General features: G+C 62.4%; 27 protein-coding genes. 10 read left to right on the top strand and 17 right to left on the bottom strand.

Translation table 11 applies throughout. The features are described from left to right. Positions 1 to 143: 143 nt before the first annotated feature. Positions 144 to 2,291 carry a polyribonucleotide nucleotidyltransferase gene (gene pnp, locus LB543_RS03740; RefSeq protein ID WP_140757877.1) on the top strand — a complete coding sequence of 716 codons (2,148 nt, stop codon included), beginning with the start codon at positions 144 to 146 and terminating at the stop codon, positions 2,289 to 2,291. A gap of 68 nt (positions 2,292 to 2,359) precedes the next feature. Next, positions 2,360 to 3,370, top strand: coding sequence for a class I SAM-dependent methyltransferase (locus LB543_RS03735; RefSeq protein WP_224613091.1), 1,011 nt, complete (start codon positions 2,360 to 2,362; stop codon positions 3,368 to 3,370). A gap of 17 nt (positions 3,371 to 3,387) precedes the next feature. Here the strand turns inward: LB543_RS03735 and LB543_RS03730 are convergent, their stop codons facing one another. The 4 genes from LB543_RS03730 to fabA form a co-directional block, all read right to left on the bottom strand. Beyond that, positions 3,388 to 4,932, bottom strand: a complete 1,545-nt coding sequence (locus LB543_RS03730) for a putative bifunctional diguanylate cyclase/phosphodiesterase (RefSeq protein ID WP_224613090.1) — start codon at positions 4,930 to 4,932, stop codon at positions 3,388 to 3,390. 130 nt (positions 4,933 to 5,062) lie between these two features. Next, the gene (gene fabI / locus LB543_RS03725) at positions 5,063 to 5,875 is read right to left on the bottom strand and encodes an enoyl-ACP reductase FabI (protein WP_224594079.1); all 813 of its coding nucleotides are present in this window, start codon (positions 5,873 to 5,875) and stop codon (positions 5,063 to 5,065) included. Between the two features lie 32 nt (positions 5,876 to 5,907). Next, the gene (gene fabB / locus LB543_RS03720; RefSeq protein WP_140757873.1) at positions 5,908 to 7,128 is read right to left on the bottom strand and encodes a beta-ketoacyl-ACP synthase I; all 1,221 of its coding nucleotides are present in this window, start codon (positions 7,126 to 7,128) and stop codon (positions 5,908 to 5,910) included. Positions 7,129 to 7,177: 49 nt separating this feature from the next. After that, complete coding sequence (gene fabA / locus LB543_RS03715; RefSeq protein WP_127276870.1) at positions 7,178 to 7,696, bottom strand: 3-hydroxyacyl-[acyl-carrier-protein] dehydratase FabA; 519 nt, start codon at positions 7,694 to 7,696, stop codon at positions 7,178 to 7,180. Positions 7,697 to 7,938: 242 nt separating this feature from the next. Here fabA and irrA point away from each other — a divergent pair, with 242 nt between their 5' ends. Together irrA and LB543_RS03705 are read left to right on the top strand one after the other, a co-directional pair. Then, positions 7,939 to 8,370, top strand: a complete 432-nt coding sequence (irrA, locus tag LB543_RS03710) for an iron response transcriptional regulator IrrA (RefSeq protein ID WP_181178441.1) — start codon at positions 7,939 to 7,941, stop codon at positions 8,368 to 8,370. A gap of 100 nt (positions 8,371 to 8,470) precedes the next feature. Next, positions 8,471 to 8,851: a DUF4260 domain-containing protein gene (locus LB543_RS03705; RefSeq protein WP_224613089.1), complete on the top strand. Its 381-nt coding sequence runs from the start codon at positions 8,471 to 8,473 to the stop codon at positions 8,849 to 8,851. Here the strand turns inward: LB543_RS03705 and LB543_RS03700 are convergent. After that, the gene (locus LB543_RS03700; protein WP_140757870.1) at positions 8,841 to 9,401 is read right to left on the bottom strand and encodes an SH3 domain-containing protein; all 561 of its coding nucleotides are present in this window, start codon (positions 9,399 to 9,401) and stop codon (positions 8,841 to 8,843) included. The two genes, LB543_RS03705 and LB543_RS03700, sit on opposite strands and share 11 nt — an antisense overlap. A 148-nt stretch (positions 9,402 to 9,549) precedes the next feature. Between LB543_RS03700 and LB543_RS03695 the strand changes: the two genes are divergently transcribed. Further along, on the top strand, positions 9,550 to 10,551 hold the full coding sequence (locus LB543_RS03695) for a 2-hydroxyacid dehydrogenase (RefSeq protein WP_224613088.1): 1,002 nt from the start codon (positions 9,550 to 9,552) through the stop codon (positions 10,549 to 10,551). 25 nt (positions 10,552 to 10,576) lie between these two features. Here LB543_RS03695 and LB543_RS03690 read toward each other — a convergent pair whose 3' ends face one another. From LB543_RS03690 to LB543_RS03650, 9 genes are all read right to left on the bottom strand, one after another. Beyond that, positions 10,577 to 11,062, bottom strand: coding sequence for a GNAT family N-acetyltransferase (locus tag LB543_RS03690; protein ID WP_224613087.1), 486 nt, complete (start codon positions 11,060 to 11,062; stop codon positions 10,577 to 10,579). Between the two features lie 2 nt (positions 11,063 to 11,064). Next, the gene (locus LB543_RS03685) at positions 11,065 to 11,817 is read right to left on the bottom strand and encodes a molybdopterin-synthase adenylyltransferase MoeB (protein ID WP_224613086.1); all 753 of its coding nucleotides are present in this window, start codon (positions 11,815 to 11,817) and stop codon (positions 11,065 to 11,067) included. 31 nt (positions 11,818 to 11,848) lie between these two features. Next, on the bottom strand, positions 11,849 to 12,988 hold the full coding sequence (gene recF, locus LB543_RS03680) for a DNA replication/repair protein RecF (RefSeq protein WP_224613085.1): 1,140 nt from the start codon (positions 12,986 to 12,988) through the stop codon (positions 11,849 to 11,851). A 73-nt stretch (positions 12,989 to 13,061) separates the two neighbouring features. After that, positions 13,062 to 14,180 (bottom strand): DNA polymerase III subunit beta, encoded by a 1,119-nt coding sequence (gene dnaN / locus LB543_RS03675; protein WP_010913340.1) that lies wholly within the window; start codon positions 14,178 to 14,180, stop codon positions 13,062 to 13,064. 200 nt (positions 14,181 to 14,380) lie between these two features. Further along, complete coding sequence (gene dnaA, locus LB543_RS03670; protein ID WP_140757865.1) at positions 14,381 to 15,925, bottom strand: chromosomal replication initiator protein DnaA; 1,545 nt, start codon at positions 15,923 to 15,925, stop codon at positions 14,381 to 14,383. Positions 15,926 to 16,777: 852 nt separating this feature from the next. Then, on the bottom strand, positions 16,778 to 17,044 hold the full coding sequence (gene rpsT / locus LB543_RS03665; RefSeq protein WP_027026587.1) for a 30S ribosomal protein S20: 267 nt from the start codon (positions 17,042 to 17,044) through the stop codon (positions 16,778 to 16,780). Between the two features lie 180 nt (positions 17,045 to 17,224). After that, positions 17,225 to 17,998 (bottom strand): enoyl-CoA hydratase, encoded by a 774-nt coding sequence (locus LB543_RS03660; protein ID WP_224613084.1) that lies wholly within the window; start codon positions 17,996 to 17,998, stop codon positions 17,225 to 17,227. Positions 17,999 to 18,031: 33 nt separating this feature from the next. Beyond that, the gene (mutM, locus tag LB543_RS03655) at positions 18,032 to 18,922 is read right to left on the bottom strand and encodes a bifunctional DNA-formamidopyrimidine glycosylase/DNA-(apurinic or apyrimidinic site) lyase (RefSeq protein ID WP_224613083.1); all 891 of its coding nucleotides are present in this window, start codon (positions 18,920 to 18,922) and stop codon (positions 18,032 to 18,034) included. After that, on the bottom strand, positions 18,915 to 20,156 hold the full coding sequence (locus LB543_RS03650; RefSeq protein WP_224613082.1) for a phosphopentomutase: 1,242 nt from the start codon (positions 20,154 to 20,156) through the stop codon (positions 18,915 to 18,917). The genes mutM and LB543_RS03650 overlap by 8 nt, the downstream gene beginning before the upstream one ends. A gap of 276 nt (positions 20,157 to 20,432) precedes the next feature. On the opposite strand from LB543_RS03650, the gene LB543_RS03645 reads away from it, so the two are divergent. After that, the gene (locus LB543_RS03645; protein WP_224613135.1) at positions 20,433 to 21,356 is read left to right on the top strand and encodes a phosphate/phosphite/phosphonate ABC transporter substrate-binding protein; all 924 of its coding nucleotides are present in this window, start codon (positions 20,433 to 20,435) and stop codon (positions 21,354 to 21,356) included. 5 nt (positions 21,357 to 21,361) lie between these two features. Here LB543_RS03645 and LB543_RS03640 read toward each other — a convergent pair whose 3' ends face one another. The 3 genes from LB543_RS03640 to LB543_RS03630 all read right to left on the bottom strand — a co-directional run bounded on the left by LB543_RS03640 (position 21,362) and on the right by LB543_RS03630 (position 23,169). Next, entirely contained in the window at positions 21,362 to 21,985 is a 624-nt protein-coding gene (locus LB543_RS03640) for a TadE/TadG family type IV pilus assembly protein (protein ID WP_224613134.1), read from the bottom strand. A gap of 40 nt (positions 21,986 to 22,025) precedes the next feature. Further along, on the bottom strand, positions 22,026 to 22,607 hold the full coding sequence (locus tag LB543_RS03635; RefSeq protein WP_224594054.1) for a TadE/TadG family type IV pilus assembly protein: 582 nt from the start codon (positions 22,605 to 22,607) through the stop codon (positions 22,026 to 22,028). 139 nt (positions 22,608 to 22,746) lie between these two features. Continuing rightward, entirely contained in the window at positions 22,747 to 23,169 is a 423-nt protein-coding gene (locus LB543_RS03630; RefSeq protein WP_140757859.1) for a pilus assembly protein N-terminal domain-containing protein, read from the bottom strand. Positions 23,170 to 23,527: 358 nt separating this feature from the next. Here LB543_RS03630 and LB543_RS03625 point away from each other — a divergent pair, with 358 nt between their 5' ends. The 4 genes from LB543_RS03625 to LB543_RS03610 all read left to right on the top strand — a co-directional run bounded on the left by LB543_RS03625 (position 23,528) and on the right by LB543_RS03610 (position 26,946). Next, positions 23,528 to 23,704, top strand: coding sequence for a Flp family type IVb pilin (locus LB543_RS03625; protein ID WP_056569967.1), 177 nt, complete (start codon positions 23,528 to 23,530; stop codon positions 23,702 to 23,704). Between the two features lie 188 nt (positions 23,705 to 23,892). Continuing rightward, positions 23,893 to 24,411 carry a prepilin peptidase gene (locus LB543_RS03620; RefSeq protein ID WP_224613081.1) on the top strand — a complete coding sequence of 173 codons (519 nt, stop codon included), beginning with the start codon at positions 23,893 to 23,895 and terminating at the stop codon, positions 24,409 to 24,411. Positions 24,412 to 24,622: 211 nt separating this feature from the next. Further along, complete coding sequence (gene cpaB / locus LB543_RS03615; protein WP_140757857.1) at positions 24,623 to 25,435, top strand: Flp pilus assembly protein CpaB; 813 nt, start codon at positions 24,623 to 24,625, stop codon at positions 25,433 to 25,435. Continuing rightward, complete coding sequence (locus tag LB543_RS03610) at positions 25,432 to 26,946, top strand: type II and III secretion system protein family protein (protein ID WP_224613080.1); 1,515 nt, start codon at positions 25,432 to 25,434, stop codon at positions 26,944 to 26,946. The genes cpaB and LB543_RS03610 overlap by 4 nt, the downstream gene beginning before the upstream one ends. Positions 26,947 to 26,950: the final 4 nt, after the last annotated feature.

Genomic DNA, 26,950 nt, shown 5'->3' with positions numbered 1-26,950 from the left:
AGGACGCTCGTGCGCGCTCGTCGCGCCTAAATCATCCGAGCTTCCCGTTGTCTTGCCCGTGGCTGCCCGAGAAAGGAAGCCAGGGAAAGGGCATCCGCGCACCGTGAAACGGCGCGCCCCTTTCCGCTTATCAAGGACAAGACATGTTCAATCACCACAAAGTGGAAATCGAATGGGGCGGCCGTCCGCTCATCCTCGAAACCGGCAAGATCGCGCGCCAGGCCGACGGCGCGGTGCTCGCCACCTACGGCGAGACCAAGGTTTTGGCCACCGTCGTTTCGATGAAGGAGCCGAAGCCCGGCCTCGACTTCTTTCCGCTGACCGTCAACTACCAGGAAAAGACCTATGCCGCCGGCAAGATCCCGGGCGGCTATTTCAAGCGCGAAGGCCGTCCGAGCGAAAAGGAAACGCTGGTTTCCCGCCTCATCGACCGCCCGATCCGCCCGCTCTTCGCGGCGGGCTACAAGAACGACACGCAGATCGTCGTCACCGTCGTCCAGCATGACCTCGAAAATGACCCGGACATCCTGTCGATCGTTGCCACCTCGGCCGCTCTGACGCTCTCCGGCGTTCCGTTCATGGGCCCGGTCGGCGGCGCCCGCGTCGGTTACATCAATGGCGAATATGTGCTGAACCCGCATGTCGACGAGATGCAGGAATCCAAGCTCGACCTCGTTGTCGCCGGCACCGCCGACGCCGTGCTGATGGTCGAGTCCGAAGCCAAGGAACTTGGCGAAGAGCTGATGCTCGGCGCCGTCATGTTTGGCCACAAGGGTTTCCAGCCGGTCATCGACGCCATCATCAAGCTGGCCGAAGTTGCCGCCAAGGAGCCGCGCGACTTCACCGCGCCGGATTATTCCGCGCTCGAGGCCGAGATGCTGAAGATCGTCGGCGACGAGCTCAGCGATGCCTACAAGAACGTCGACAAGCAGAAGCGTTACGCCGCGGTCGACGCTGTCAAGGCGAAGGTCAAGGCAGCGTTTGCCCCGGCCGAAGGCGAGGACGCAAAGTACACCTCCGAACAGATCGGCTCGGTATTCAAGGAACTCCAAGCCAAGGTCGTGCGCTGGAACATTCTCGACACCGGCTCGCGCATCGATGGCCGCGACCTGAAGACGGTTCGCAAGATCGTCTCCGAGGTCGGCGTCCTGCCGCGCACCCACGGCTCGGCGCTGTTCACCCGCGGCGAGACCCAAGCGCTGGTCGTTGCCACGCTCGGCACCGGCGAGGACGAGCAGTACGTCGATTCGCTGACCGGCATGTACAAGGAGAAGTTCCTCCTTCACTACAACTTCCCTCCCTACTCCGTTGGTGAGACCGGCCGCATGGGTTCGCCGGGCCGTCGCGAAATCGGCCACGGCAAGCTCGCTTGGCGCGCTATCCGTCCGATGCTGCCGACCTCCGACCAGTTCCCCTACACGCTGCGCGTCGTCTCGGAGATCACCGAGTCCAACGGCTCGTCGTCGATGGCCACCGTCTGCGGTACCTCGCTGGCGCTGATGGATGCCGGCGTGCCGCTGGCCAAGCCGGTCGCCGGCATCGCCATGGGCCTGATCAAGGAAGGTGAGCGCTTCGCCGTGCTCTCCGACATCCTTGGTGACGAGGATCACCTCGGCGACATGGACTTCAAGGTCGCCGGCACCGAAGGTGGCATCACCTCGCTGCAGATGGATATCAAGATCGACGGCATCACCGAGGAGATCATGAAGATCGCCCTTGGCCAGGCCAAGGACGGTCGCCTGCATATCCTCGGCGAAATGGGCCACGCGCTCTCCGGCGCGCGTTCGGAACTCGGTGAGTTCGCGCCGCGCATCGAGGTCATGCACATCCCGACCGACAAGATCCGCGACGTCATCGGTTCGGGCGGCAAGGTCATCCGCGAGATCGTCGAGAAGACCGGCGCCAAGATCAACATCGAGGACGACGGCACGGTCAAGATCGCTTCCTCGAACGCCAAGGAGATCGAGGCGGCGAAGAAGTGGATCCACACCATCGTCGCCGAGCCGGAAGTCGGCGAAATCTACGAAGGCACGGTCGTCAAGACCGCCGACTTCGGCGCCTTCGTCAACTTCTTCGGTCCGCGTGACGGCCTCGTCCACATCTCGCAGCTCGCCAACGACCGGGTCGCCAAGACCTCGGACGTCGTCAAGGAAGGCGACAAGGTCTGGGTCAAGCTGATGGGCTTCGACGAGCGCGGCAAGGTTCGTCTGTCGATGAAGGTCGTCGACCAGGCCACCGGCAAGGAAATCGCCCGCGACAAGAAGACCGAAGGCGAAGAAAACGCCGCCTGAGCGATCTGACGGAAAAATAAGACGGGCGCGGCTTAGGTCGCGCCCGTTTTTGTTTATGGAGCACGGCTATGTCCGCTGAAGCGCTGAAGACGCTTTTTCACCCGTTCGAGGCCGAGGCTCTTTCCTTGCCGCGGAAGGGCGAGCGCGTTCTCTTCCTTGGCGCCGAACCCGGCCTGCGCCTGCCGCCGGCTTTCGAGGCGACGCTCGATCTCGTACAGGGCTTCCGGCCGCATTTCCGTGCATTGCAGGCGGCGGGCTTCACGGTCACGCCGCAATCGACCGGCGATGGTCTTGATGCCGCGCTCGTGCTTGCCGGCCGCCATCGCGGCCAGAACGAACTGCGCATCGCCGAGGTTCTCGAGCGCGTGGCCGAGGGCGGATTGATCCTCATTGCCGGTGGCAAGGAGGATGGCGTCGCCAGCCTGCGCAAGCGCGTCGGCGATCTCGTGCCGATCGAAGGCCACATGCCGAAATATCACGGCATTGCCTTCTGGCTGCGCCGCCCGGCCGCCATGCAAGCCGCGGCCGCGCTTCGCACCGCCAATCCCGCCTTGCTGGTCGGGGACCGGTTCCACACCGCACCCGGCATGTTCTCCTTCGACCGCATTGATGCCGGTTCGAAACTACTGGTCGACAACCTGCCCGGCGATCTGCGTGGCAGTGCGGCCGATTTCTGCGCCGGCTGGGGCTATGTGGCAGCCGAGATGGCGGCCCGCTCGTCGGGCTTGTCGGCCCTTGATCTTTACGAGGCCGATTTCGATGCGCTGGAGGCAGCCAGGGGCAATCTCGGCAACACCGTGGCGCAGGGCTTCTTCTGGATGGATCTGCTCGCCGAGCCTGTCGAGCGCCGCTACGACGTCATCGCCATGAACCCGCCCTTCCATCGCAGCCGTGCGGCGGAGCCCGAGATCGGTGCCGGCATGATCCGCGCGGCCGCCAAGGCCCTGAAGCCCGGTGGACGCCTGTTCATGGTCGCCAACCGCCAGCTTCCTTATGAGCAGGTGCTGTCGGCCGCCTTTGCCAGTCATGCGGAGCTTGCCCGCGACGGCATGTTCAAGGTGTTTGTCGCGCGCCGGTAATACGGTGCGGAGGGTTATCAATGCAGATTGGCGACGCGCCTCATGTCTTCGGCGACATGCCCGTCGCCAACGCTGATCTTGAGCGGCGCTGGCCGGCCGAAGAGATAACCCTGCACCACCTCGCAGCCGGCTGCCCGCAAGAGCGTCGCCTGGCTTTCGGTCTCGACGCCTTCGGCGATGATGCTGACGCCGAGCGCCCGCGAAAGCCCGACAATGGTCGACACGACCGCGCCGGAGCTGGCATCGGTATCGATGCGGCTGACGAAGGAACGGTCGATTTTCAGTTTGCCGAACGAGAAGTCGATCAGATAGCTGAGGTTGGAATAGCCGGTGCCGAAATCATCGACGGCGACCGAGATGCCCATCTCGGCAAGCTCTTTGAGGATGGCGGCCGCGCGGTCGCGGTCCTGCATCATCGCCGTCTCGGTGACTTCCAGCTCCAGCCGTGACGGCTTGATGCCGGTGGCCCGCATCGTGTCGCGCACAATGCCGACGAAGTCCTTGGTCATGAACTGGACCGGCGAAATGTTGACGGCGACGAAGCAGTCGTCCGGCAGGTGGCGGGCATCGCTGCAGGCCTTGCGCAGCACCCATTCGCCGATCGGGTTGATCATGCCGGTCTCCTCGGCGATCTGGATGAACTCCATCGGCGGGATCATGCCGCGTTCGGGATGCTTCCAGCGGATCAACGCCTCGTAGCCGACGATGCGGCCGGTCGGGAGGTCGAGCTGTGGCTGATAGTGCAGGTCGAAATCACCGCGTTCAAAGGCGCTATGCAGTTCGGATTCGACCCATTGGCGATGGTCGGCGACGCGCCCCATCTCGCTGTCGAAGACCGACCAGTTGCCAACCCCTCTGGCACGCGCATTCTGTAGCGCCAGGTTGGAGCGCCGCAGGATAAGGACCGGATCGATACCGTCCTTGGGCATCGCCACGATGCCGACCGACAGGCTCACCGATTGCTGGTGACTGCTGAGCTCATACGGCTCCATCATCTCGTCGATGAGCCTCTCGACCATGCTTTCCAGGGTCCCCCGAATCAGATGGTCCGGGAGCAGCACCGCGAACTCGCCGGCCCCGATGCGGCCGATCAGGGCGCGCGCGGGCACGCAGCTGCGCAGCCGCTTGGTGAAGGCGCGGATCAATTCATCGCCCTGGGTGTAGCCAATCGCGTCGTTGATCTGCTTGAACCGGTCGATGTCGATGTCGATCAGGAACACCGGTTCCCCGGTGCGGCTAGTCGCGCATGCCGCCTCGGCGATCTTGCCGACCATTGCCGGGCGCGCCAGCAGTCCGGTCAGCTTGTCGAAATGGGTTTCGTTGAAGACGAAATCCGCCGATTCATCGACGCCGGCGAAGAAGGACATCGCCGCCACCGATGCCGCCAACGCGCAAAGCGCGGCCATCACCGACGCCATCATATCAGCCGATATGCCGGCAAACCCGTCGCCGAGACCGTGCTTCAGGCCCCAGATGCCGAGGACGAAACTGCCAATGCCCGAACTTGCTATCGTGAGCAGTCGGAACACAGGTGTTCGCTTCGGGTTGCTGACGGCAGGCATGAAAAGGTCCCCCAGATCGGGGATCTCTATAGCGGAAACCTCCTTAAAATGAGTTTCCGCGAATGAATCCAATTTTACTGGAGAGGATTATTTTCTTTACTGGCAAAGACCCGGTTGGCGGGCCCGCTTTTCAGTCACGCCCGCCATCCGTCTGCTTCAACTCGTCGAGCGTCGGCATCGAGACGATATGGTAGCCGGAATCGACATAGTGGATTTCGCCGGTGACACCAGAAGCAAGGTCGGACAGGAGATAGAGCGAGGAGCCGCCGACCTCGTCGATCGTCACGGTCCGGCGCAATGGCGAGTTGCGCTGCTGGTAGGAGAACATGTGGCGGGCGTCGGAAATGCCGGCGCCGGCCAGTGTGCGCACCGGACCGGCCGAGATGCCGTTGACGCGGATGCCGCGCGGACCGTAATCGTTGGCGAGGTAGCGCACGCTGGCCTCGAGCCCAGCCTTGGCGACGCCCATGACATTGTAGTTCGGCATGACGCGGACCGAGCCGGCATAGGTCAGCGTGATCATCGAGCCGCCATTGGTCATCAGCGGCGCGGCATTGCGGGCCACCTCGGTGAAGGAATAGCAGGAGATCACCATGGTGCGGACGAAATTGTCCCGGCTGGTGTCGGCGTAGAGGCCCTTCAACTCGTTCTTGTCTGAGAAACCGATGGCATGGACGACAAAGTCCAGGCCGCCCCAGGCCTTGCCAAGCGTCTCGAACGTGGCTGCGACCGAAGCGCTGTCCTCGACGTCGCAAGGAACGACCAGCGAAGCGCCAAGCTTGTCGGCGAGCGGCTTGACGCGGCGACCGAAAGCCTCGCCCTGGTAGGTGAAGGCGAGTTCCGCCCCATGTTCGGACAATTTCCGGGCGATGCCCCAGGCGATCGAATGATCGTTGGCGACACCCATGACAAGCCCGCGCTTGCCTTTCATCAATCCGTCCATGGCCGGCAAATCCTTGTATAAAAAACTTGGCCCTATGCGGAATAGCGCTGGAAAACGAGCGTTGCGTTGGTGCCGCCGAAACCGAAGGAATTCGACAGGACAGTGTCGATCCCTGCGTTGTCGATGCGCTTGCGCACGATCGGCATCCCCTCGAATTCCGGATCGAGCGTCTCGATATGGGCGCTTTCGCCGATGAAGCCGCCTTGCATCATCAGGATCGAATAGATGGATTCCTGCACGCCAGCCGCGCCCAGCGAATGGCCGGTCAGCGACTTCGTCGACGTGATGAACGGCATCTTCTCGCCGAACACTTCACGGATCGCGCCCATTTCCTTGGAATCCCCGACCGGCGTCGAGGTGCCGTGGGTGTTGATGTAGTCGACCGGCGTGGAGACCGTCGCCAGCGCCTGGCGCATGCACCGGACCGCGCCTTCGCCCGAGGGCGCCACCATGTCGTAGCCGTCCGAGGTCGCGCCATAGCCGACGATCTCGGCGTAGATCTTGGCGCCGCGCGCCTTGGCATGCTCCAGCTCTTCCAGCACCAGCACGCCGGCGCCGCCGGCAATGACGAAGCCGTCGCGATTGGCGTCATAGGCGCGCGATGCGGTCGAGGCCCTGTCGTTGAACTTCGACGACATGGCGCCCATGGCATCGAACAGGTCCGACATTGTCCAATCGAGATCCTCGTGGCCGCCGGCAAAGACTATGTCCTGCTTGCCCCATTGGATCAACTCGTAGCCGTTGCCGATGCAATGCGCCGAGGTCGAGCAGGCCGACGAGATCGAATAGTTGACGCCATGGATCTTGAACCATGTGGCCAGCGTCGCCGACGCGGTCGACGACATAGCCTTCGGCACCGCGAAGGGACCGATGCGCTTGGGGCTGCCGTTCTTGAGCGTGGTTTCGGCCGCCTCGACGATGGTGCGGGTGGAGGGGCCGCCCGAACCCATGACGATGCCGGTGCGCTCGTTGGTGATGTCGCTTTCGTCAAGGCCGGCGTCCGCGATCGCCTGGTCCATGGCGACGTGATTCCAGGCCGCGCCCTGGCTCAGGAAGCGCATCGCGCGGCGGTCGATCATGGCGGTAGGGTCGAGCGTCGGCGCGCCCCAGACTTGGCAGCGGAAGCCATGCTCGGCAAAGGAATCGGAAAAGCTGATGCCGGATCTGGCGTCATGCAGCGAGGTCTGCACCTCGTTGGCATTGTTGCCGATCGACGACACGATGCCGAGGCCTGTGACTACGACACGTCTCATTCGCAACTCCTTCCAGGGATACTGGCCAATGGGCGGGCCAGGGCTGCGGTCAAGCGACCGCCGACTGCTTCGACAGGCCGACCTTCAGGTCTGTCGCCGCATATATGGGCTCGCCATCCGCCTTCATCCAGCCATCGGCGATGCCGAGCACCAGCCGGCCGCGCATCACACGCTTGAAATCCACGCCATACTCGACCTTCTTGACCGACGGCGTGACCATGCCCTTGAACTTGACCTCTCCGGTCGACAGCGCCATTCCCTTGCCGGGTTCGCCTAGCCAGCCGAGATAAAAGCCCGTCAATTGCCACAGGGCGTCCAGGCCGAGGCACCCTGGCATGATCGGATTGCCGATGAAATGGCAGGCAAAGAACCACAGGTCGGGCTTGATATCGAATTCCGCGCGAATGAAACCCTTGTCGAAGGCGCCGCCGGTCTCGCTGACCTCGGTGATACGGTCGAACATCAGCATCGGCGGGTAGGGCAACTGGGCATTGCCCTCTCCGAACAGCTCGCCGCGGGCGCAGGCCAGCAATTCTTCGTAGTCGTAGCTGGATTTCGAACCCGCCATCAATTTCTTCCCCATATCGTCCGGGCGGTAGCGCGCCCTTGTCGTTGGTGTCCTAACACAATCTGTTTCAGGCCGGAAACCGGCGTTTGCGCTTAACCCGCCAGTCTGCCCGGGTCAATGCGCGCTATTGATCGCATTCGGGCGACAGAATATATGTCAACAGGGGTCCGGTTTCGGCAGACATTCATTTTTTTGCCATTCTGGGCGTGTCTTGAAGCGGGACTGTGAGCTTGGAAGACCAGATGGACCGGGGCTGCCGGAAGGAAAATGTCGCTGTGGACAAGCGGGTACGTGAAGCCGGCCTGAGGCCGACGCGTCAGCGTATCGCGCTGGCCGACCTGCTTTTCGCCAAGGGCGACCGCCATTTGTCGGCTGAGGAACTGCACGAGGAGGCGCAGGCCGCCGGCGTGCCGGTGTCGCTGGCCACCGTCTACAACGCGCTTCACCAGTTTACCCAGGCGGGGCTGCTGCGTATCCTCGCCGTCGAAGGTTCCAAGACCTATTTCGACACCAACACCTCCGACCACCATCATTTCTATATCGAAGGCGAAAACAGGATTTTCGACATCGCCAACGGTCCGGTAACGGTCTCCAATCTGCCGGACCCGCCCGAGGGTATGGAAATAGCCAATGTCGATATCGTGGTGAGGCTCCGTCCCAAGCGTCCGGAATGACCGGCGAGGCCGAAATAATTGGCTATGCTGGAACAATCAGCCGGGCCGGAATAATCGGCCTGGCCGGAATAATCCGTCTGGCCGGAATAATCCGTCTGGGATGAAGTCCCTCGATTGGATAGTCCGGCTCGAATGGGCCGTCGTGGCGGTTGCCGCAATCGTCTTCTATGGCGCGACAGGCGTCTCCTGGTGGCTCTTCGCGTTGCTCATCCTGGCGCCGGACCTGTCGATGGTCTTCTATCTGGCGGGCCCGCGCCTCGGAGCCATTGCCTACAACGCCTTGCACACCCTGCTCGTACCGGTGCTTCTGCTGCTTGCCGGGCATCTCGCCGGCAGTGCGGTCGGCAGCGCCATCGCACTGATATGGATCGCCCATATCGCGATCGACCGTGCACTCGGCTACGGCTTGAAGCTGTCGACAGGGTTTCAGGATACCCATCTTGGCGCTATCGGGCGCAAACGCGAAACGTTCAGTCCTTGACCCGCTCGCCCGGATAAGCACCCCAGACGACCGACTGGGCAAGCCAGCCGGTGTGGCCGTCGAGCGTCATTTCGCACCACTGGCCGTCGCAGGACTTGATCGTGCCCATCACGCCGGGTTCGACGATCGCCACCACCCTTGCATCCTTGTCGGGACCTTTCAGAAGATTGACCTGGCCGCCCTTGCCGCGCTGCCAGGGCGCGATGATCGCCGTGCGCCGGCCCGACAGCAGCGACTGGTTGATCCATCCTTCCGAGCCATCGGCGTCGCGCACACGCCGCCACGTGTCGAACTCCTGGATGATTTCCATCGGCAGGCCAGCCTTCATATACATCCAGTCGACCGAATAGTTGGCGCCGGGGCCGACGCGCGAGTTGACGCGGCCGGATTTCAGGCTGACGAATCGCGGCAGCGGCAGGCCGCTCGGTCCGAGCGTGATGGCGCTCTGGGCAGGGGCGGCCGCGCTCTGCGCGCCGGCAAGCGGAGAATAGAGGAAAGCGCCGAGAAATGCTGCGCTGAAGGCCAGGCGAAGCGACGCGAAACCAGACACTTTCGTTCCTTTCGGCGCCGGCCCGACGGTTGCGGCACCCCTTTTTCTTTGTCTTCGGCGGCACCGCTTGTTACATGGGTAAATCGGCTGCCGCGACCAGCTTTCAGTTTCGCCGGTCTTGGTTAAAGAGGTCTCAACGAGGGAAACAATGCCAGGCAAAAAGAAGCCTCTCGTGGTCATCACGCGAAAGCTGCCCGACCCGGTCGAGACCCGCATGCGCGAACTGTTCGACGCAAGGCTGAATGTCAAGGACAGGCCGATGACGCAGCCGGAACTGGTCGCAGCGGTCAAGGAAGCCGACGTGCTGGTACCGACCGTGACCGACCAGATCGATGCCGCGCTGATCGCCCAGGCCGGCGACAACCTCAAGCTAATCGCCAATTTCGGCAACGGCGTCGACAAGATCGACGTGGCGGCGGCGGCCAAGAGAGGCATCACGGTCACCAACACGCCCAATGTGCTCACCGAAGATACCGCCGACATGACCATGGCGCTGATGCTTGCGGTGCCGCGCCGGTTGGCCGAAGGCGCCAGCGTGCTTACCGGCGACAAGAAATGGGCCGGCTGGTCGCCGACCTGGATGCTTGGCCGGCGCATCTGGGGCAAGCGGCTCGGCATTGTCGGCATGGGCCGCATCGGCACGGCCGTTGCCCGGCGGGCCAAGGCTTTTGGCCTGTCCATCCACTACCATAACCGCCACCGCGTGCTGCCGGCGGTCGAGGACGGTCTGGAGGCGACCTATTGGGAAAGTCTCGACCAGATGCTCGCCCGCATGGACATCATCTCGGTCAATTGTCCGTCGACGCCGGCGACCTTCCATCTTCTGTCGGCACGGCGGCTGGCGCTGCTGCAGCCCACCGCTTATATCGTCAACACCGCCCGCGGCGACATCATCGATGAAGAAGCGCTGGTCAAGCTGATCCAGGACGGCAAGATCGCCGGTGCCGGCCTCGACGTCTACGAACACGAGCCGGCCCTGAACGGCAAGCTCTTGAAGCTCGCCGCCAGGAACAAGGTCGTGCTTCTGCCACATATGGGCTCGGCCACGCTCGAGGGCCGTATCGACATGGGCGAGAAGGTCATCATCAACATCCGCGCCTTCGTCGACGGCCATCGCCCGCCGGACCGCGTGCTGCCGCTCAGAACCTGAAACCTTCCAGGGCTCGGCTCGCCGTTTACGAGATCGTTTTGCGCATGGTGATGGAGGTCGGCCTGTCATAGCCCTCATGCGCCGTCCGTTCGGTCTCGTGAAAGCCGAGCCGGGCAAAGGCGGCATGGTTGGCGGTGAGCTCGATCCTCGTCTCGAGCTCGATGGCCGCCTTGCCATGGCTGCGGGCCAGATCCTCGGCCGCTTGCATCAGCCGCCGGCCAATGCCTTGGCCCTGGCGGTTCGGGGTGACGGCGAGCTTGCCGACATAAAAACCGTCAGCCCTTTCGAGAGCAAAAACGCAGCCGACGATCCTGTCGCCGTCGAGTGCCAGAAAGCCTGTCTCCCGCAGGGCCTTGGCGCGCAGCGCATCGACTGTGAGCAGGTGAGCCGACGACGGCGGGTCGATGATGCCGTCCATGAAGGCGAAGGCACGCATGATGAGGGCAAGCACATCGCCCCAGCGGCCGAAATCGGCCGGGATCCGCGTGATCGAAACACGGCATTGTTCCAAGGTCAGCGTCTCTTGTAGCGGATAGTCTCGAAGCGCGCGGCCAGCGCATCATAGAGCAGCAGCCGGCCGATCAGCGGCTCGCCTATGCCGGTGATCAGCTTGATCGCCTCCATCGCTTGCAGCGTGCCGATGACCCCGGTCAATGCGCCCAGCACCCCGGCCTCGGCACAGGACGGCACCAGGCCCGGCGGCGGTGCTTCGGGAAACAGATCCCGATAGCTTGGGTTCGGCTTGCCGTCGCTGCCGCTTTCGAAAGGCTTCAGCACGGTCACCGAGCCGTCGAAACGTCCGACGGCTGCATGCACCAGCGGTTTCCCTTCGGCCGCGCATGCATCGGCCACCACATAACGCGTCTCGAAATTGTCGGACCCATCGACGACGATGTCGTACTTGGCGACGAGGGCGGGGGCGTTCTCCGCGGTCAGCCGGAATGTGTGCGTTTCGACTGATATGTTGGGATTGATGCGGGTGATCGCCGCCCCGGCGCTCTGGGTTTTCAGCATGCCGATCGTATCGGTGCCATGGATGACCTGGCGTTGCAGGTTGGAGAGCGAAACTGTGTCGTCGTCGACAATGCCGAGCGTGCCGACACCGGCCGCGGCGAGATATTCAAGCACCGGCGCACCGAGCCCGCCGGCGCCGATCACCAGGACCCGCGCCTGCTTGAGCTTCTGCTGGCCCGCGCCGCCGACCTCCGGCAGCACGATGTGGCGGGCATAGCGTTCGATCTCGTCGGCGGTCAGCGCAGTGGTCATATCGGGACCATATAGCGGACGAAAAACCTTGTCAGGGGTCTTCGGTTGGCCCAACCGTGCCATGGTCGACCGTGAGGAACTGCGCGCGGCCATGCAGGCTGGAAAACAGCGCCGCATCGGTTCCCGTCATGAAAGCCTGGCAGTTCAGGTCCTCCAGGATCGAAAACAGCGCCGCGCGCCGACCGCCATCGAGGTGCGCCGCGATCTCATCGAGCAGCAGGATCGGCGTCAGGCCGGACATTTCGCCGGTCAGCCGCGCATGCGACAGCACGATGCCGACCAGCAGCGCCTTTTGTTCGCCGGTCGAGCAGAGTTCGGCCGGCATCGCCTTGGGCCGGTGCCGGACCATGAGGTCTGAGCGGTGCGGGCCTTCGAGGGTACGTCCGGCGGCGCGGTCACGGTCTCGGCCATCGGCAAGCGCCCGGTGGAACCGCTCCTCGACATCGACCGCCGGTGCACCGGCAATGTCGGCCTCCAGGTCACCCGAAAGGCCGATATCGGCCTGCGGAAACGGCCCCGTGTCGGGCAGCCTGCCGATCATGGCGGCCAGCAGCCGCACCATCTCGGAGCGCGCCGCGGCGATCGCCACGCCGGTCTCCGCCATCTGTGTCTCTATCGCCTCGAACCAGCCGATATCGCGTGAGCCTTCCGTCAGCAAACGGTTACGGCCACGCATCGCCTTCTCGTAGTCGAGCGCACGCTGGCCGTGTCCGGGATCGATCGCCAGCACCAGCCGGTCGAGAAACCGCCGGCGATCCGCGGCTGGTCCGGTGAACAACGAATCCATCGCTGGCGTCAGCCACACGACCCGCAGCCATTCCAGCATGTCCTCGGCCCGCGCGGCGGCTCCGTTTATACGCACCCGCCTGCCGCTCTCCGCCGTGTCGCCCCCGGAGATGCCCGTGCCGATCTCGACCTCGCCGTCAGGTCCGTCGAGCCGGGCATGCAGGGCAAAACCGCCATCGCCACCCTCGCGTGCGACATCCCCGTAAGGCGCGCGGCGCAAGCCGCGCCCCGGCGTCAAAAAGGAGATCGCTTCGAGGAGATTGGTCTTGCCGGCACCATTGTCGCCGGAAAAGACCACGGCGCCTGGAGCAACATCTATCGCCAGGGTCGCATAATTGCGAAAATTGGTAAGCGTAAGCTTACTTATGTGGGTTTGTGCCGGCAACCGCTATCCACCTGTAGACGTCACCGCAACCAATGCCCGCCGCCGGTCGTATCGTCGGGCGACGCCGCGCCGGCTATACCCGCATCGGCATCAGCACGTAAAGCGCGGTCTCGTCGGCCATGTCGTGGATCAGCGTTGGCGAACCCGCATCGGCGAGCATGAATTTGGCTTCCGTGCCGGTCAGCTGCGCGGCGACATCGAGCAGATATTTCGCGTTGAATCCGATCTCGATCGGGTCGGACGAATAGTCGGCCGCCAGTTCTTCCGTTGCGCTGCCCGAATCCGGATTGTTGACGGCAAGCGTCACCTGGCCTTCGCTGATCGAAAGCTTCACAGCGCGGCCGCGTTCGGAAGAGATGGTCGAGACGCGGTCGACCGCGGCCGCGAAGCTCTGGCGGTCGAGGATCAGCTTCTTGTCGTTGCCGGTCGGAATGACCCGCTGATAGTCCGGGAAGGTGCCGTCGATCAGCTTCGAGGTCAGGACGACGCTGCCGATGGTGAAGCGGATCTTGGTGTCGGACAGTTCGGTGGTCACGGCGACATCCGGATCGTCGACCAGCTTCTGCAGTTCGCTCACCGTCTTGCGCGGAATGATGATGCCAGGCATGCCCTCGGAGCCAGCCGGCGCGTCGATCTCGGCACGCGCCAGGCGATGGCCGTCGGTCGCCACCGAGCGCAGCTTCAGCTTGCCGCCGACTTCATGCGTGTGCAGGTAGATGCCGTTGAGATAGTAGCGCGTCTCCTCGGTGGAGATGGCGAACTGCGTCTTCTCGATCAGGCCCTTTAGCGCCACCGAGTCGAGACGGAAGATATGCGAGAAGGATCCGGCCGAAAGCTCGGGAAAGTCGGATTGCGGCAGGCACTGCAGGCGGAAGCTCGAGCGGCCCGACGTCACCGTCATGGCGTTGCCGTCCTCATCCGTCTTCAGCATCACCTCGGCGCCGTCGGAAAGCTTGCGCACGATGTCGTAGAGCAGGTGCGCGGGCACCGTCGTCGCGCCGCCGCGCTCGACTTTGGCCGGCGTCGCTTCCGTCACCTCCAGGTCGAGGTCGGTGGCCTTCATTTCGAGGCTGGCGCCTTCGGCGCTGAGCAGCACGTTGGACAGGATCGGTATGGTGTTGCGCCGTTCGACCACGCGGTGCACGTGGTTGAGCGACTTCAGGAGATTTGACCGTTCCAGGATAACACGCATGACGAAACAGGCTCGCTTGAATGAATGAACGGGTCTCCGGCTGACGGCGCCCCGCAAAAGGTCTGAACAGGCTTCAGAATCTACGCAAACTGACAGGAAAAAACCAGTGAACGCAAGCCCGCGCCACCGGTTCGGGCCGGTTACGCGGGCTTTCTGGGGATAAAGCTGGTCAACCCTGCAAGCGGGCCGTTTCTGGCCGGTCAGGCCTGGTCGTTGATCAGCCTTCTCAGCAATTCCAGTTCCTGTGCCAGTGTGTTGTCGGCGCCGGAAAGGTCCTCGATCTTGCGCACGGCGTGCAGCACCGTCGTGTGGTCGCGGCCGCCGAAGCGCCGCCCGATCTCCGGCAGCGAGCGCGGCGTCATCACCTTCGACAGGTACATGGCGACCTGTCGTGGCTTGACGATGGTGCGCGTGCGCCGGTTGGACAAGAGTTCCGTCTTCGAGACGTTGTAGTGGCGCGCCACGATGCGCTGGATGTCCTCGATGCGGACCCGCTTCGGTTCGCCCGTGCGATAGATGTGGCCGAGGATCTCGTCGATGCGGTCGATGGTGATCTGCGGCTCGAACGACTGGCGAAACAAGAGCTGGTTGAAGGCGCCTTCCAGTTCACGTCCGCTGCCTGTCACGGTGCGGGCAACGTGGTTGAGGATCTCTTCGGAAATGTCGAGCGACGCATCGTCGACCCTGGCTGTGGCCAGGCGCAGTTTGAGCATGCCGAGCCGCATGGCGAAATCGGGTGCCGACATTTCGAGCGCGACGCCGCCATTGAGGCGCGAACGGACCCGTGGTTCGAGCGATTCCAGCTCCGACGGTGGCCGGTCGGCCGCGACGACGACCTGCTTGGCGCTGTCGAGCAGCATGTTGATCAGATGGCAGAATTCGTGCTGGATCGACTTGCCCTGTAGGAACTGCATGTCGTCGATGATCAGGAGGTCGATGTCGCGCAGCTGCTCCTTGAGCGTCAATGCGTTGTTGTCGCGGATCGCGGTGGCGAAGCGCCACATGAAATACTCGGCGGTGAGATAGACGACGCGCGACTTCGGATTCTGCTTCAGCGATTCCGCGGCGATGGCCTGCAAGAGATGTGTCTTGCCGAGCCCGACGGTGGCATGCAGGAAAAGCGGATTGAAGCGCACCGCGCTCGATTGAGATTCCGCCACGGCCTTGGCGGCGGCGAAAGCCACGCGGTTCGAGGGCCCTTCGATGAAGGAGCCGAACGTGTAACGCGGATCAAGCGGTGACCCCAGCACATTGTGGCGGAACTCGCTCTCGACCGGCGCACCCGGACGCGGCACGGGAGACCGCTCGACCCTGCCTGGGCTGACGGTGCCGGCGGCCAGCGCCGTCTGCGTCTGCCGCGTCATCTTGCGCGCCGGCGCCAATTCCGGTTCGGGCTGGCTGCGCCCCTGACGGGTCGCGGTGCGCACGACGATTTCGATCTTGAGAAGCTCGGGATCCTCGTGCTTCCACAGCTCGGAAATGAGATCGTGATAGTGGCCGTTGATCCACGAGCGCAGGAACGCGGTGGGCACGGAGATGCGGACAATGCCCTTGGAAGCTTCCGCGACCTTCATGCGGCCGAACCAGCTTGAATAGACTTCGGTTCCCAGGCGCGCCTTCAACTGGGCCTTGACCCGGTCGAACTTCTGTTCCGCGTCGCTGGAGACCGCCATCTCGTTTGCTCCGACCAAAGTTCCAGGAAATGGGAGGTCGCCCGTAAGCTCCCTTTCGATGCCGCTCTGCATGATCGAGTTCCTTGCCTTTCTGTACCTGTTTTTCGCCGGCGATGCGCCTCCTGCATCTTTTTCCAGCGACCGTGTCTTCGCTACGATGCCCGTTGCCGCCGCCGGCAATGAACGTCGCCCACCATCCAAGGGAACCGGTGCCGGCCCATGGAAGCCAGTCCGCGTTGGGTATGTCAGGGCAATACGACACCGTCCGGCGAAAGAGCGCCGGCGCGCCGTCTACCTGCCATGTCTAGTTACGCCAGTCCCCTACCGTATCGAAAAAGAGCAAACCATACCCGTCCGCGGACTTGATCCGCGTCGCAAATCCCGCCAATTTAAGCTTGCCGCGTCAGGCTGGGTTAGGGCCAGAGGCCCGTCCCTTTCGATAGATCGACATTACCGAAATCGCTGTGGATAGGGCAAGGCCACGTCTAACGGATTTTTAAGGAATCTGGTTACCTCGGGCGCGTCGGAGCGCCATGCCGCAGTGGCGTATTTTGACAAAGCCATTGTGATTCAAACCCTTTTCCGACGAATATGAAAAAGCCGGGCCGGCGTGAAATTTTCTGAAATAATTCTCTTGACAGCCGGTTGTCCTCCCGTCCCTTCTGCGCGTTGTGGACAAGTTGTGGATGACTGTCGCTAACCATTTGAAAAGCTGCAGCTATTTCTGCAGGGCATGGTTTTTTAAGTCGACGCTTTTCATGCGTATCGATCATCAGTGGGCATGAATGTGCCGGCAAACCATTTCAAACTGTTGAATCTGCATTTGCAGCTGTTTTCGGCTATTCTTTTTAAGTACTTGCCGGCAAACGAAAAAACCCGGCACGATCGGCCGGGTTCGAAGAAGATCGTCCTGAGAAGGCGATGTCAGGCCGACAGCACCTTGAGGCGCTGGGCGAGACGCGACACCTTGCGTGAGGCCGTGTTCTTGTGGATCACGCCCTTGGTCGCGGCGCGCATCAATTCCGGCTCGGCTGCCTTGAAGGCGGCCTGTGCGGCAGCCTTGTCGCCCGAGGCGAGTGCCTCCTCGACCTGGCGGACGTAGGTGCGGACGCGCGAGCGGCGGTTCTTGTTGATCGCTGCGCGGCGAGCGATCTTGCGCGTTGCCTTTTTGGCCGAGGATGTGTTGGCCATGATGCCTCTCTTCTGATCTGGTCGGCGCACGCGGCGTGCCGCAGGGCGCAAAAAACAAACGGGCAGCCACGGGGCCGCCTCGGTTGATGCGGCTTATAGTTCAGCTTTTCCGGCGCGTCAACGCCGCCTGGCGTTCTTTTTGGCCGATGCCACGGGTTTCGGTCGCTGGCCCGCAATGCCCTACCGGTTGGTGAAATTCGGCTTCCGTTTTTCGGCGAACGCCGCCATGCCTTCCTTCTGGTCTTCGAGCGCGAAAAGCGAATGGAAAAGGCGGCGTTCGAAGCGCAATCCCTCGGCAAGTGTCGTCTCATAGGCGCGGTTGACGGCTTCCTTGGCCATCATCACCGACGGCAGCGAGAAATCGGCGATTTTGGCCGCCGCCTTGACCGCCTCCTCGACCAGCTCGCCGGCCGGGACGACCCGCGACACGAGGCCCGAACGTTCGGCCTCGGAGGAATCCATCATCCGTCCGGTCAGGCACATGTCCATCGCCTTCGATTTGCCGACGAACCGGGTCAGGCGTTGCGACCCACCCATGCCGGGAATGACACCGAGCGTGATCTCGGGCTGGCCGAATTTCGCCGTGTCGGCGGCAATGATGAAATCGCACATCATGGCAAGTTCGCAGCCGCCACCGAGCGCATAACCGGCCACCGCCGCGATGATCGGCTTTCGCGCCCGCGTGAACTCTTCCCAGCCGACGAAGAAGTCCTGGCTGTAGGCATCCGCATAGGAGATTGCCTGCATTTCCTTGATGTCGGCACCGGCGGCAAAGGCCTTGTCGGAACCGGTAACGACCATGGCGCCGATGCCAGGATCGGCGCAGAAAACGTTCACGGCTGCGACGAGTTCGGCAAGAATCTGGGAATTCAACGCATTGAGCGCCTTTGGCCGGTTCAGCGTGATCAGCCCGACCTTGCCGCGCCTCTCGATGATGATCGTCTCATAGGCCATTGGCTGTTCCTCCTTGCTCGACACCGGTCTAGCTCACGTCTGACACGTCCGGCAATAGAAGGTCGAGCGCCCGCTCTGCACGATCCGTTCGACATGGCCGCCGCAGCCGGGCTTGGGGCAAGGCTCGCCTTCGCGGTCGTAGACGGCGAAGGAATGCTGGAAATAACCCAGCGATCCATCGGTGTGCATGTAGTCGCGCAGCGAAGAACCGCCTGCCGCGATGGCATCTGAAACGACCGAGCGGATCGCCTCGGCGAGGCGTTCGCTTTGTTCCCTGGCCTTCTTGCCCGGCCTGGCGATGGTGCCCGCCTCGCGCAGCGGTGACAGGCCGGCGCGCCAGAGTGCCTCCGAGACATATATATTGCCTAGACCGGCGATCAGCCTCTGGTCGAGAAGCGCTGCCTTGAGCGGCGACCTGCGGCCTTTCAGCAACGAGGCAAGCAGAACGCCGTCCAGCGCATTGCCGGTGGGTTCAACGCCCAGTCCGGCGAGCATCGGATGCGTCTCCGGCGGCTCTTCACCAAACAGCATGAAACCGAAGCGGCGCGGGTCGTTGAAGATCACACGTGACCGCCCGCCGGCCGCGGAAACGACATGGAACACGACATGATCGTGCGCCGCGCTCTTCGAGCGTTCATGGTGGAACACGCCCGGTGTCTCGCCGTCGTCGCCGGTCTCGATGCGAAAGGAGCCGGACATGCCGAGATGGCAGATCAGCACCGGACCGCCCTGAATATGCATGGTCAGGTATTTGGCCCGCCGCCCAAGCGCCGTGATCGTCCTGCCGGTCAGCCGCTCCGAAAACCGATCGGGGAAGGGGAAGCGCAGATCGGGCCGTCTCATCTCGACCTTGGCCAGATGGGCACCTTCCAGGACCGGCTGCAGACCGCGCCGGACCGTTTCGACTTCGGGTAGTTCAGGCATGGCCGCCAATCGAGGCATGGAAGGATATGCCGTTGCGGCCGCGCCTCAGCGCGAGATGTTCGGCAACCGTCTCGCCGATATCGGCGAATGTCGCCCTAAGCCCTATGTCGCCGCCTTTGAGGCCAGGTCCAGTGCCGATGACCGGAATGCGTTCGCGCGTATGATCGGTGCCGCGCCAGGTCGGATCGTTGCCATGATCGGCGGTCAGGATGAGAAGGTCGCCTTGCTTCAGCTTCGCAAATGCCTCCGGAAGCCTCCGGTCGAAGGCCTCGAGCGCGGCGGCATAACCGGCGACGTCGCGGCGATGGCCGAATTCGGTATCGAAATCGACGAAATTGGCGAAGACGAGGTCGCCGTCGCCGGCCTCGTCCATGGCGAGCAGCGCCTGGTCGAACATGGCCATGTTGCCCGCAGCCTTGCGGACTTGCGAGATCCCGCGATGAGCGAAGATGTCGCCGATCTTGCCGACGGCGATGACGCGGCTGCCGCGCGCCGTCACCCGGTCGAGCAATGTCGGCTCGGGTGGCGGCACGGCGTAGTCGCGGCGGTTGTACGTCCGCTCGAAGGTGGCTGATGTCTCGCCGACGAACGGACGTGCGATCACCCGTCCGATCCTCAGCGGGTCGACCAGCCGGCGCACCACCTGGCAGAATTCATAGAGCCGCTCCAGACCGAAATGGGTCTCATGCGCGGCGATCTGCAGGACGGAATCGACCGACGTGTAGCAAATCGGCTTGCCGGTGCGGATGTGTTCCTCGCCGAAGCGCTCGATGATCTCGGTTCCTGGAGCATGGCAATTGCCGAGGATGCCGGGCACGTTGCCCTCGCGGATGATCGCCTCGGTCAGGTCGGCCGGAAACGCGGGAACCGTGTCGGGGAAATAGCCCCAGTCGAAGCGCACCGGCAGGCCTGCGATCTCCCAGTGGCCGGAGGGCGTGTCCTTGCCTGTCGAAATCTCTTGCGCCGCGCCATGGAAGGCATTGGCGAGCAGGTCCGTCCCGAAATGCGTAAAACCCAGTCCTGTCGCCGTCTCGGCTGCCTTGCCAAGTCCCAGCGATGCCATATGGGGAACGAACAATGGTCCCTGACGGAGCCCTTCGCGATCCGCGCGCCCTTCCGCGCAAGCTTCGGCGATGTGCGCCAGCGTGTTGGCGCCGGCGTCGCCATAGCTTTCGGCGTCGGCCGCGCCGCCGATGCCGAAGGAATCCAGGACAAAGAGAAAAGCACGCGCCATCGGGTCGTTTGTTGCCAGTGTGGACGCCCAGACATAGGGTTCCACGGCGGCCTTGGCAATTCGGAAACCAAACGGCAACGGCTTGGCGCGATAGTCAAGTCCATGTCGCCCAAAAGTGCGCAGCGGTTTTGGGATAACGACATGGACAAGTAGGAATCCATGTCGTCCGAAAGTGCGCAGCGGTTTTGGGATAACGAGATACAGGCACGAAAGATCAGGTGTCGCGACGAGTTGGGCATGTCCATGGACGGAACAAAGGGCAAAGGCGGTTCTGTCATGAAGGCGGCGCTCGAGGCATGGATTGCCCTCATGGCTGTGAACGTCGCGTTCTGGTGTGGACCGGCATGGGCGGATTGGCGCGACGATATCGGCACATTTCGCATCGGCATCGTCGCCGAGCCCGGCGCCGGCAACACCGTTCCGGGGCTGGCGGTGTTGACGCAAGCCTTTACCAATGCACTCGGCATGAAGGTCGAATTCGTCGTTGCCCGCGATTATGCGGCACTGATGGAGGGACAGGCCAATGCGCGGATCGAATACGCCATCTATTCGGCGACCGCCTACGCCACGGCGCTGCAACGCTGCGGATGCATCGAGCCGCTCGTGGCTCCCGTCGATTCCGACGGTGCGGCCGGCATCCGCTCGGTGCTGGTGACCAGGGATGGCAAACTGTCCGGCCTGGCTGGCATGGCGACCCACCGGATCGCCATGCCGCCGCCGGACAGCGTCGGCGGTTCGCTTCTGCCCTTGGCGGGGTTAGCCGCCGAACACGTCGAGATCGCCGAAGATGCACCGTTCCTTGTCCATGCCCCCTCGGCGTCGGCGGCCGAAACCATGCTCGTCGACGGCCAAGCCGACGCCATGTTCGGCTGGGTGAAGGCAGCGGCCGACGGACAGCCGCGAGCGGCCGGGGGCACGCAGGCAAGGCTCGAGGCATCAGGCCTTTCGGCGTCGGCCCTTCAGGTGGTGTGGATGTCGGCTCTGCTGAGATACGGTCCCCATGCAGTGCGCAGCGATCTCGATCCGGAAGCCAAGCGTCGGCTGACCGTGTTTCTCACCAACCTCAAGTCGACGACGCCGGATGTCTACGATCTTCTGGAATCGAAGCATACCGGCGGCTTCATGCCCGTGGCTTCAAAGGATTATGCGACGGCGGAAGCCATCGTGCGCCTGGTGTCGGTCGATGGCGGTCGGCGATAAGGTTTTCAGCAGTCGCTGCAAGGAATCGTGGCGCTCCTGCGGGGGCGCAGATAATAGGTTTCGCCCATCGGGATCGTCGTTGTGAGAGATGGGGTCATTCCAAGCTTCTGCTGGCTGTCCGTCGTCCAGCCGATGATCGGCGTATAGTTCAGATTGCTTTCCACGCGGATCAGGAAGGTCCCGGCGACCTTGAGGGTTGTCGGAACCGTGGTGGTCGCGGGCAGGGCGGTGGCGATACTGTAGACGCCATTGACCACCTTGCGTGACCACACCACGTTCACCTTGGGCGGCGTATCGGTGGTGACCTGTATTGCGGTGATGGTGATGTTCGGCGTCGAGCGGTTGTATGGTTGAAGGGTTACGCTGCCGATCTTCATGATGGCATCGAGGTCCGCCTTGACGATGGTCGGCTGTTGCGTCACGAGATCGGCGACCATGCTGCCGACGCGGCTGACCTTCTTGCTCGTCTCTATGGCCTGCGAAGCCTCCATGGTCATGAAATACATGACCAGCAGGATAGGCGCGATAAGCGCGAACTCGACCGCCGCGACGCCGCGGCGATTGGACCAGAACCGGACCGATTTGCCCCAGAGCCCTGCAATTCCCAGATGTGCCCCCGCACGCATCATACTCATTGCCTTTTTTCTTGTTGTTGCTTCCGTGATGGTCTCAATTGTCGAACGGCTCGTTCTGCCAGGTCACCGAAGCGAAATGCAGGGTCTTGTTGCCTCCCATCGACTGCGCCATCAAATCGGTCATGATGGGCCATTTGTAAAAGACCCGCAGCATGTTCCTTGATTCCGCCGCACCCGCCGTGACGGTAAAGGGCACATCGGCGCCGCTGTTCGTCAACTTGATGTCACCGGCCTGAATCCTGAAGCCGGCCAGGGCCGCGTCGGCGAATGTCGTGTATTGGCGAAGATCGACGCTCAACTGATTGGGACAATCCTGGGAAACGATGATTTCCAGCTTGTCGCAGATCATGTTCTTCAAATTGTCTCCGGCGACGTCGGCGGCCTTCAACTGGCCGGTGCGCAGCCGGCGCGCGACATCGTCGGTGATGTTGGCCATCACCTCCTGGCTGGCAAACGAGATGCAGCTTTCGAGGATGGCGAACACGAGGAGCGCGAACGGCATGGCAAGCAGCGCGAACTCTAGCGCCGTACTGCCGCGCCGGTCGCGCACGAAGCGTTGGAATGACCTGGCGCGCTCCACCTTGTGCTGGCCTGTAGAGCTGAACTGCTTGCTCATGCGATGTTCCTGCCATCCCTGGACGGTGCTGACAGTTGTGTTAGCGCAAACCAATTGAGGTCCGGTTTGAATGATCGTTAAAGTCGGCGCGGGCGTTTTAACCAGGCGGTAACCTGGGCCATGGCGCGCTCCGTGCAACCTATTTGCTGGCGCTCATCTCGGCTTCGGACGATTTCTCCGCCTCGCTCTTGTAGGAGCTTTCGCAATAGGGCGTGCACGACATGGTCTGGACTTCCGCGCGCCGGTAAATGCGAACCGACGAGGCCGCCTGGCGGACCACGGTTACCTGTGCGTCGACGATCGGGCTGCCGTCCTGGTCGAGAACGACGAGATTGGTGACACCGAAACCCTTGCCGGTGAGCACGACCGTCGAGGCATCCTGGACGGAAGCATCGGCGATTGCCGGGTTGCCCACGACGATCGTGTCGGCGGGGCGTGACAGTTTCACGATCTTGGCCTGATTCATGGTGACCTCGATGTCGGCGCCAGCCCTGGCGGGTGTAATCGAGCTGGCGGCGGCAAGAAGCGCGGCAATCAGGATTGAGGATCTCGGCACGGCCATCAAGGCGCTCCACGCAAGCGGACTGTTCAACGGAACATGAACGAGATTGGTGAACCAACGGTTAAGTCGGCTCGTCGCCGCCGTATGTAGTGGTCGGCATGGCTGCCCGCATGGCCGGATCCACGCAGTGGTCTCAAGCTTTCCCAAGCCCTTGCCTTTTACGGCGTTTCCCCGCGAAACGGGATATTAGCCAGCGCTTAGTATGGAGTTAACCACGCACTTGGTTCGAGCCGGGAAAGGAATCGGTAAGGCTGTTTATTAAGCCGATCGAAAGAGCTTCTCCCTAGATTGGCAGCATCCGATCAACCATCACAGAAGTTGACGGAAGTGCTGTAACACGTGGAGTAGGAGCTCTCGAATGTCTAACCTTTTTGCACGTTTCGTGAAGGACGAATCCGGCGCGACCGCTATCGAATATGGTCTGATCGCCGCTCTCATCGCGCTCGCCATCATCACTGGCGCCGGCGCACTCGGCAATGCCATCAACGCCAAGTTCACTTCGATCGGAAGCACGCTGAACAGCAGCGGTAGCTAATCTGCTTATTGCTGATCGCTCGGATTGCATTCTGGACAGGGGCCGCCCCAGGGCGGCCCCGTTTTGTTTTACCTGTCTCGGGGGGCGCAGCGGAAACGGTCGTCTTTTCACTACGGACCTCATCAATCGTTAATCGAACCAGCCTAGATTGAGTTTCTGTGGAATCCGCACAATAGGCACAATCGCCGATGCTTGAAGCCCTGATCTTCGTCGTCTTTCCGTTCTGCATGCTGTTTGCCGCGATTTCCGACATGCTGTCGATGACGATCGCCAATCGCGTGCCGGTGCTGCTTGTCGTCGTCTTCACGCTGGTGGCGCCGCTGACGGGCATGGAATGGGCGGCCTACGGCTGGCATTTCGCCGCCGGCGCCATCGTCCTGGCCGTGACGTTCGGTCTGTTCGCCTTGGGTGGCATGGGCGGTGGCGATGCCAAGCTGCTGGCAGCCACGGCCGTTTGGATGGGGTTCAACGTAAATCTCGTCGAATATCTTGTCGCCTCGACAATCATCGGCGGCCTTCTGACAATCGCGATCCTGCTTTACCGGAAATCGCCGCTGGCGGTTTTCACCGGACGCAATCCATTCCTGCGTCATTTTGCGGAAGAGTCAGCCGGTGTTCCCTACGGGATCGCGCTGGGCCTGGGTGGCCTGCTGACCTACCCGGATTCGCCTTTGATGGTGTGGGCGCTGGCAAGGCTGGCGAGCTGAATTCATTAAATTTCTTCGGCTGACATGCCTTGGACGCCGGCTTTGCGGAGCGGCAGCCCAGCTTTTCCGCGCCTCGCGGCGCGATCCATTCTAATTTATATAAACCTTAAATTAATCACGATCGTAAGCATTGCATTAACCTTGTTTTGACGATTGCCGCTGCAAAGTCCGGCTTGGCTAGGTGGTTTGCCAAGGGCGAGGGTTCGGACAGATGCCAGCATCCCGATTGATTATTCTGAGCGTGGCGGTGGCCGCGGCGGGCGGTGCCGGCTATGTCGCGAAAAACATGGTCGCTCCGCCGCCCCAGGTCGTCGTCGATGCTGGCCCACAGGCGCCCGCGGTGTCCCTGCAGGACGTGCTTGTGCTCTCGGGCGATGTCGCAATGGGCAACGCGCTCGAGAACAACATAACCTGGCAATCCTGGCCCGCTGACGGCATCAACGCGAATTTCATCACCAAGGCCACCGCCCCCGACGCTTTGGAGAAACTGAAGGGGTCGATTGCCCGCGTGGCGATGTATGCGGGCGAGCCCGTGCGGCGCTCCAAGCTGATCGGCGAGGGACAAAGCTTCATGTCGTCCATCCTGCCTTCCGGCATGCGGGCGGTCGCAACGACGATATCGGCGGACACTTCGGCCGGCGGCTTCATTCTTCCAAACGATTTCGTCGACGTCATCATGACCCGCAGGGCCGATGCCAACAGCGGCGGCGCCGGCTTCAACACCGAGACCATCCTCAAGAATATCCGCGTCCTGGCAATCGACCAGACCATCCAGGAGGACGAGGAGGGCAAGAAGACCAAGGTGGGCCAGACAGCCACGTTGGAGCTGACGCCCAAACAGGCGGAGATCATCACCGTCGCCCAGCAGATGGCGGATCGCCTGACACTGGCGCTGCGGGCGATTACGGACACCCAGGAAAAGAATGTGGGCGAGGCCGACTATCTCGTTTCCGGCAATGGCCGCAAGGGGACAGTGAGATTGATCAAGTCGGGCGAAGTCTCCGAAGTAGGGGCAAGGAAATGAGGCTAATCGCTAAACTGCCGGCAATCGTCGCCACGGCATTCGGCCTGCTGCTCGTTGGAGCGAATGTGCAGGGCGTCGAGGCGAAGAGCACGCAGGTATCGGCTACGACAGCCACCCAGCGCGTCAAGCTCGGCCTCAACAAGTCGGTGGTCATAGACCTGCCGAGCGATGCCTATGACATTCTTGTCGCCAACCCCTCCGTTGCCGACGCGGTGACCCGGACCGCAAGGCGTATCTACCTCTTCGGCAAGGCCGTCGGCGAAACCAACATCTTCGTCTTTGGGCCGAACGGCGAACAGATCGCCAGCCTGGACCTGGCCATCGAGCGCGACGTCGCCGGCCTGGAGGATTATATCAAGCGCTTCCTTCCGACCTCGGCCGTCAAGGTGGAACTGCTGAATGATAACGTTATCCTGACCGGCACCGTCGACACGCCGCTTGACGCGAAACGCGCCGTCGACCTGGCGACGATCTTCGTCTCCGGCGGTGAAGCGACGACAGGACAATATTCGCAGACCGCTGCCGGCGGCTCGGCCCAGAGCGGCGTCGACATCAACAACCCGGACCAGCAGCGCCGTACCTCGAAAATTGTCAATCTCTTGCAGATCATCGGCGACGATCAGGTAACGCTCAAGGTGACAGTGGCCGAAGTCAGCCGTTCCGTGATGAAGCAGCTCGGCGTCAACTTGATCGGCAACGGCGGCAGCAATGGCATCAGCTATGGTGCGATCAGCGACAATTTCTCGGGATTGGGTAAGCAGCTGTCGCATTCAGGTCTCAGCATCGGCAACTCGGCACTGATGGCCTATATCAACGCCATGGAGGAGTCCGGGGTCATGAAGACGCTGGCTGAGCCGACCTTGACCGCCGTATCCGGCGAGAAGGCGACCTTCAAGGTCGGTGGCGAATACAACATGGTGACCGGGGTCTCCCAGAACGTATCCACCGACAACCAGACTGGCCTGACAACCTATTCCATCGACAAGATCGAGTATGGCATCGGCCTGGAATTCCAGCCGGTCGTGCTGTCTCCCGGCCGCATCAGCCTGAAGGTCAGAACCTCGGTTTCGGAGCCAACGACTGAAGGATCCGTGCCGCTTTCCAATGGTGTGACGAGCCCAGGTACGAATCTCCTATCGCTGCGCAAGCGCCTTGCCGATACGACGGTCGAACTGCCCTCAGGCGGTTCCATGATGATCGCCGGCTTGGTTCGCGACGATGTCAGGCAGGCCGTCAACGGCTTGCCCGGGTTGACAAAGATTCCCGTCCTTGGTGCGCTCTTCCGCAGCAGGGACTTCGTCCGCAACGAAAGCGAGCTCGTCATCATCATCACGCCCTATCTGGCTCGGCCGGTAGCACGCAATGATCTCGCCAAGCCGGACGACAATTTCAACCCGCCGAGCGACGGCGCCGGCATGTTTCTTGGGCGTGTCAATCGCGTCTACGGCACCATGCAGACCGACAGGCCCAACGGCCGCTATCACGGCGTTGTCGGCTTCATCTACAAGTGAACGG

This window comes from Mesorhizobium sp. ESP7-2 (assembly GCF_020164715.1).
Taxonomy (GTDB): Bacteria; Pseudomonadota; Alphaproteobacteria; order Rhizobiales; family Rhizobiaceae; genus Mesorhizobium.
Note: the sequence above shows the minus strand (reverse complement) of the source record. Positions and strands in the feature narration are given on the sequence as shown.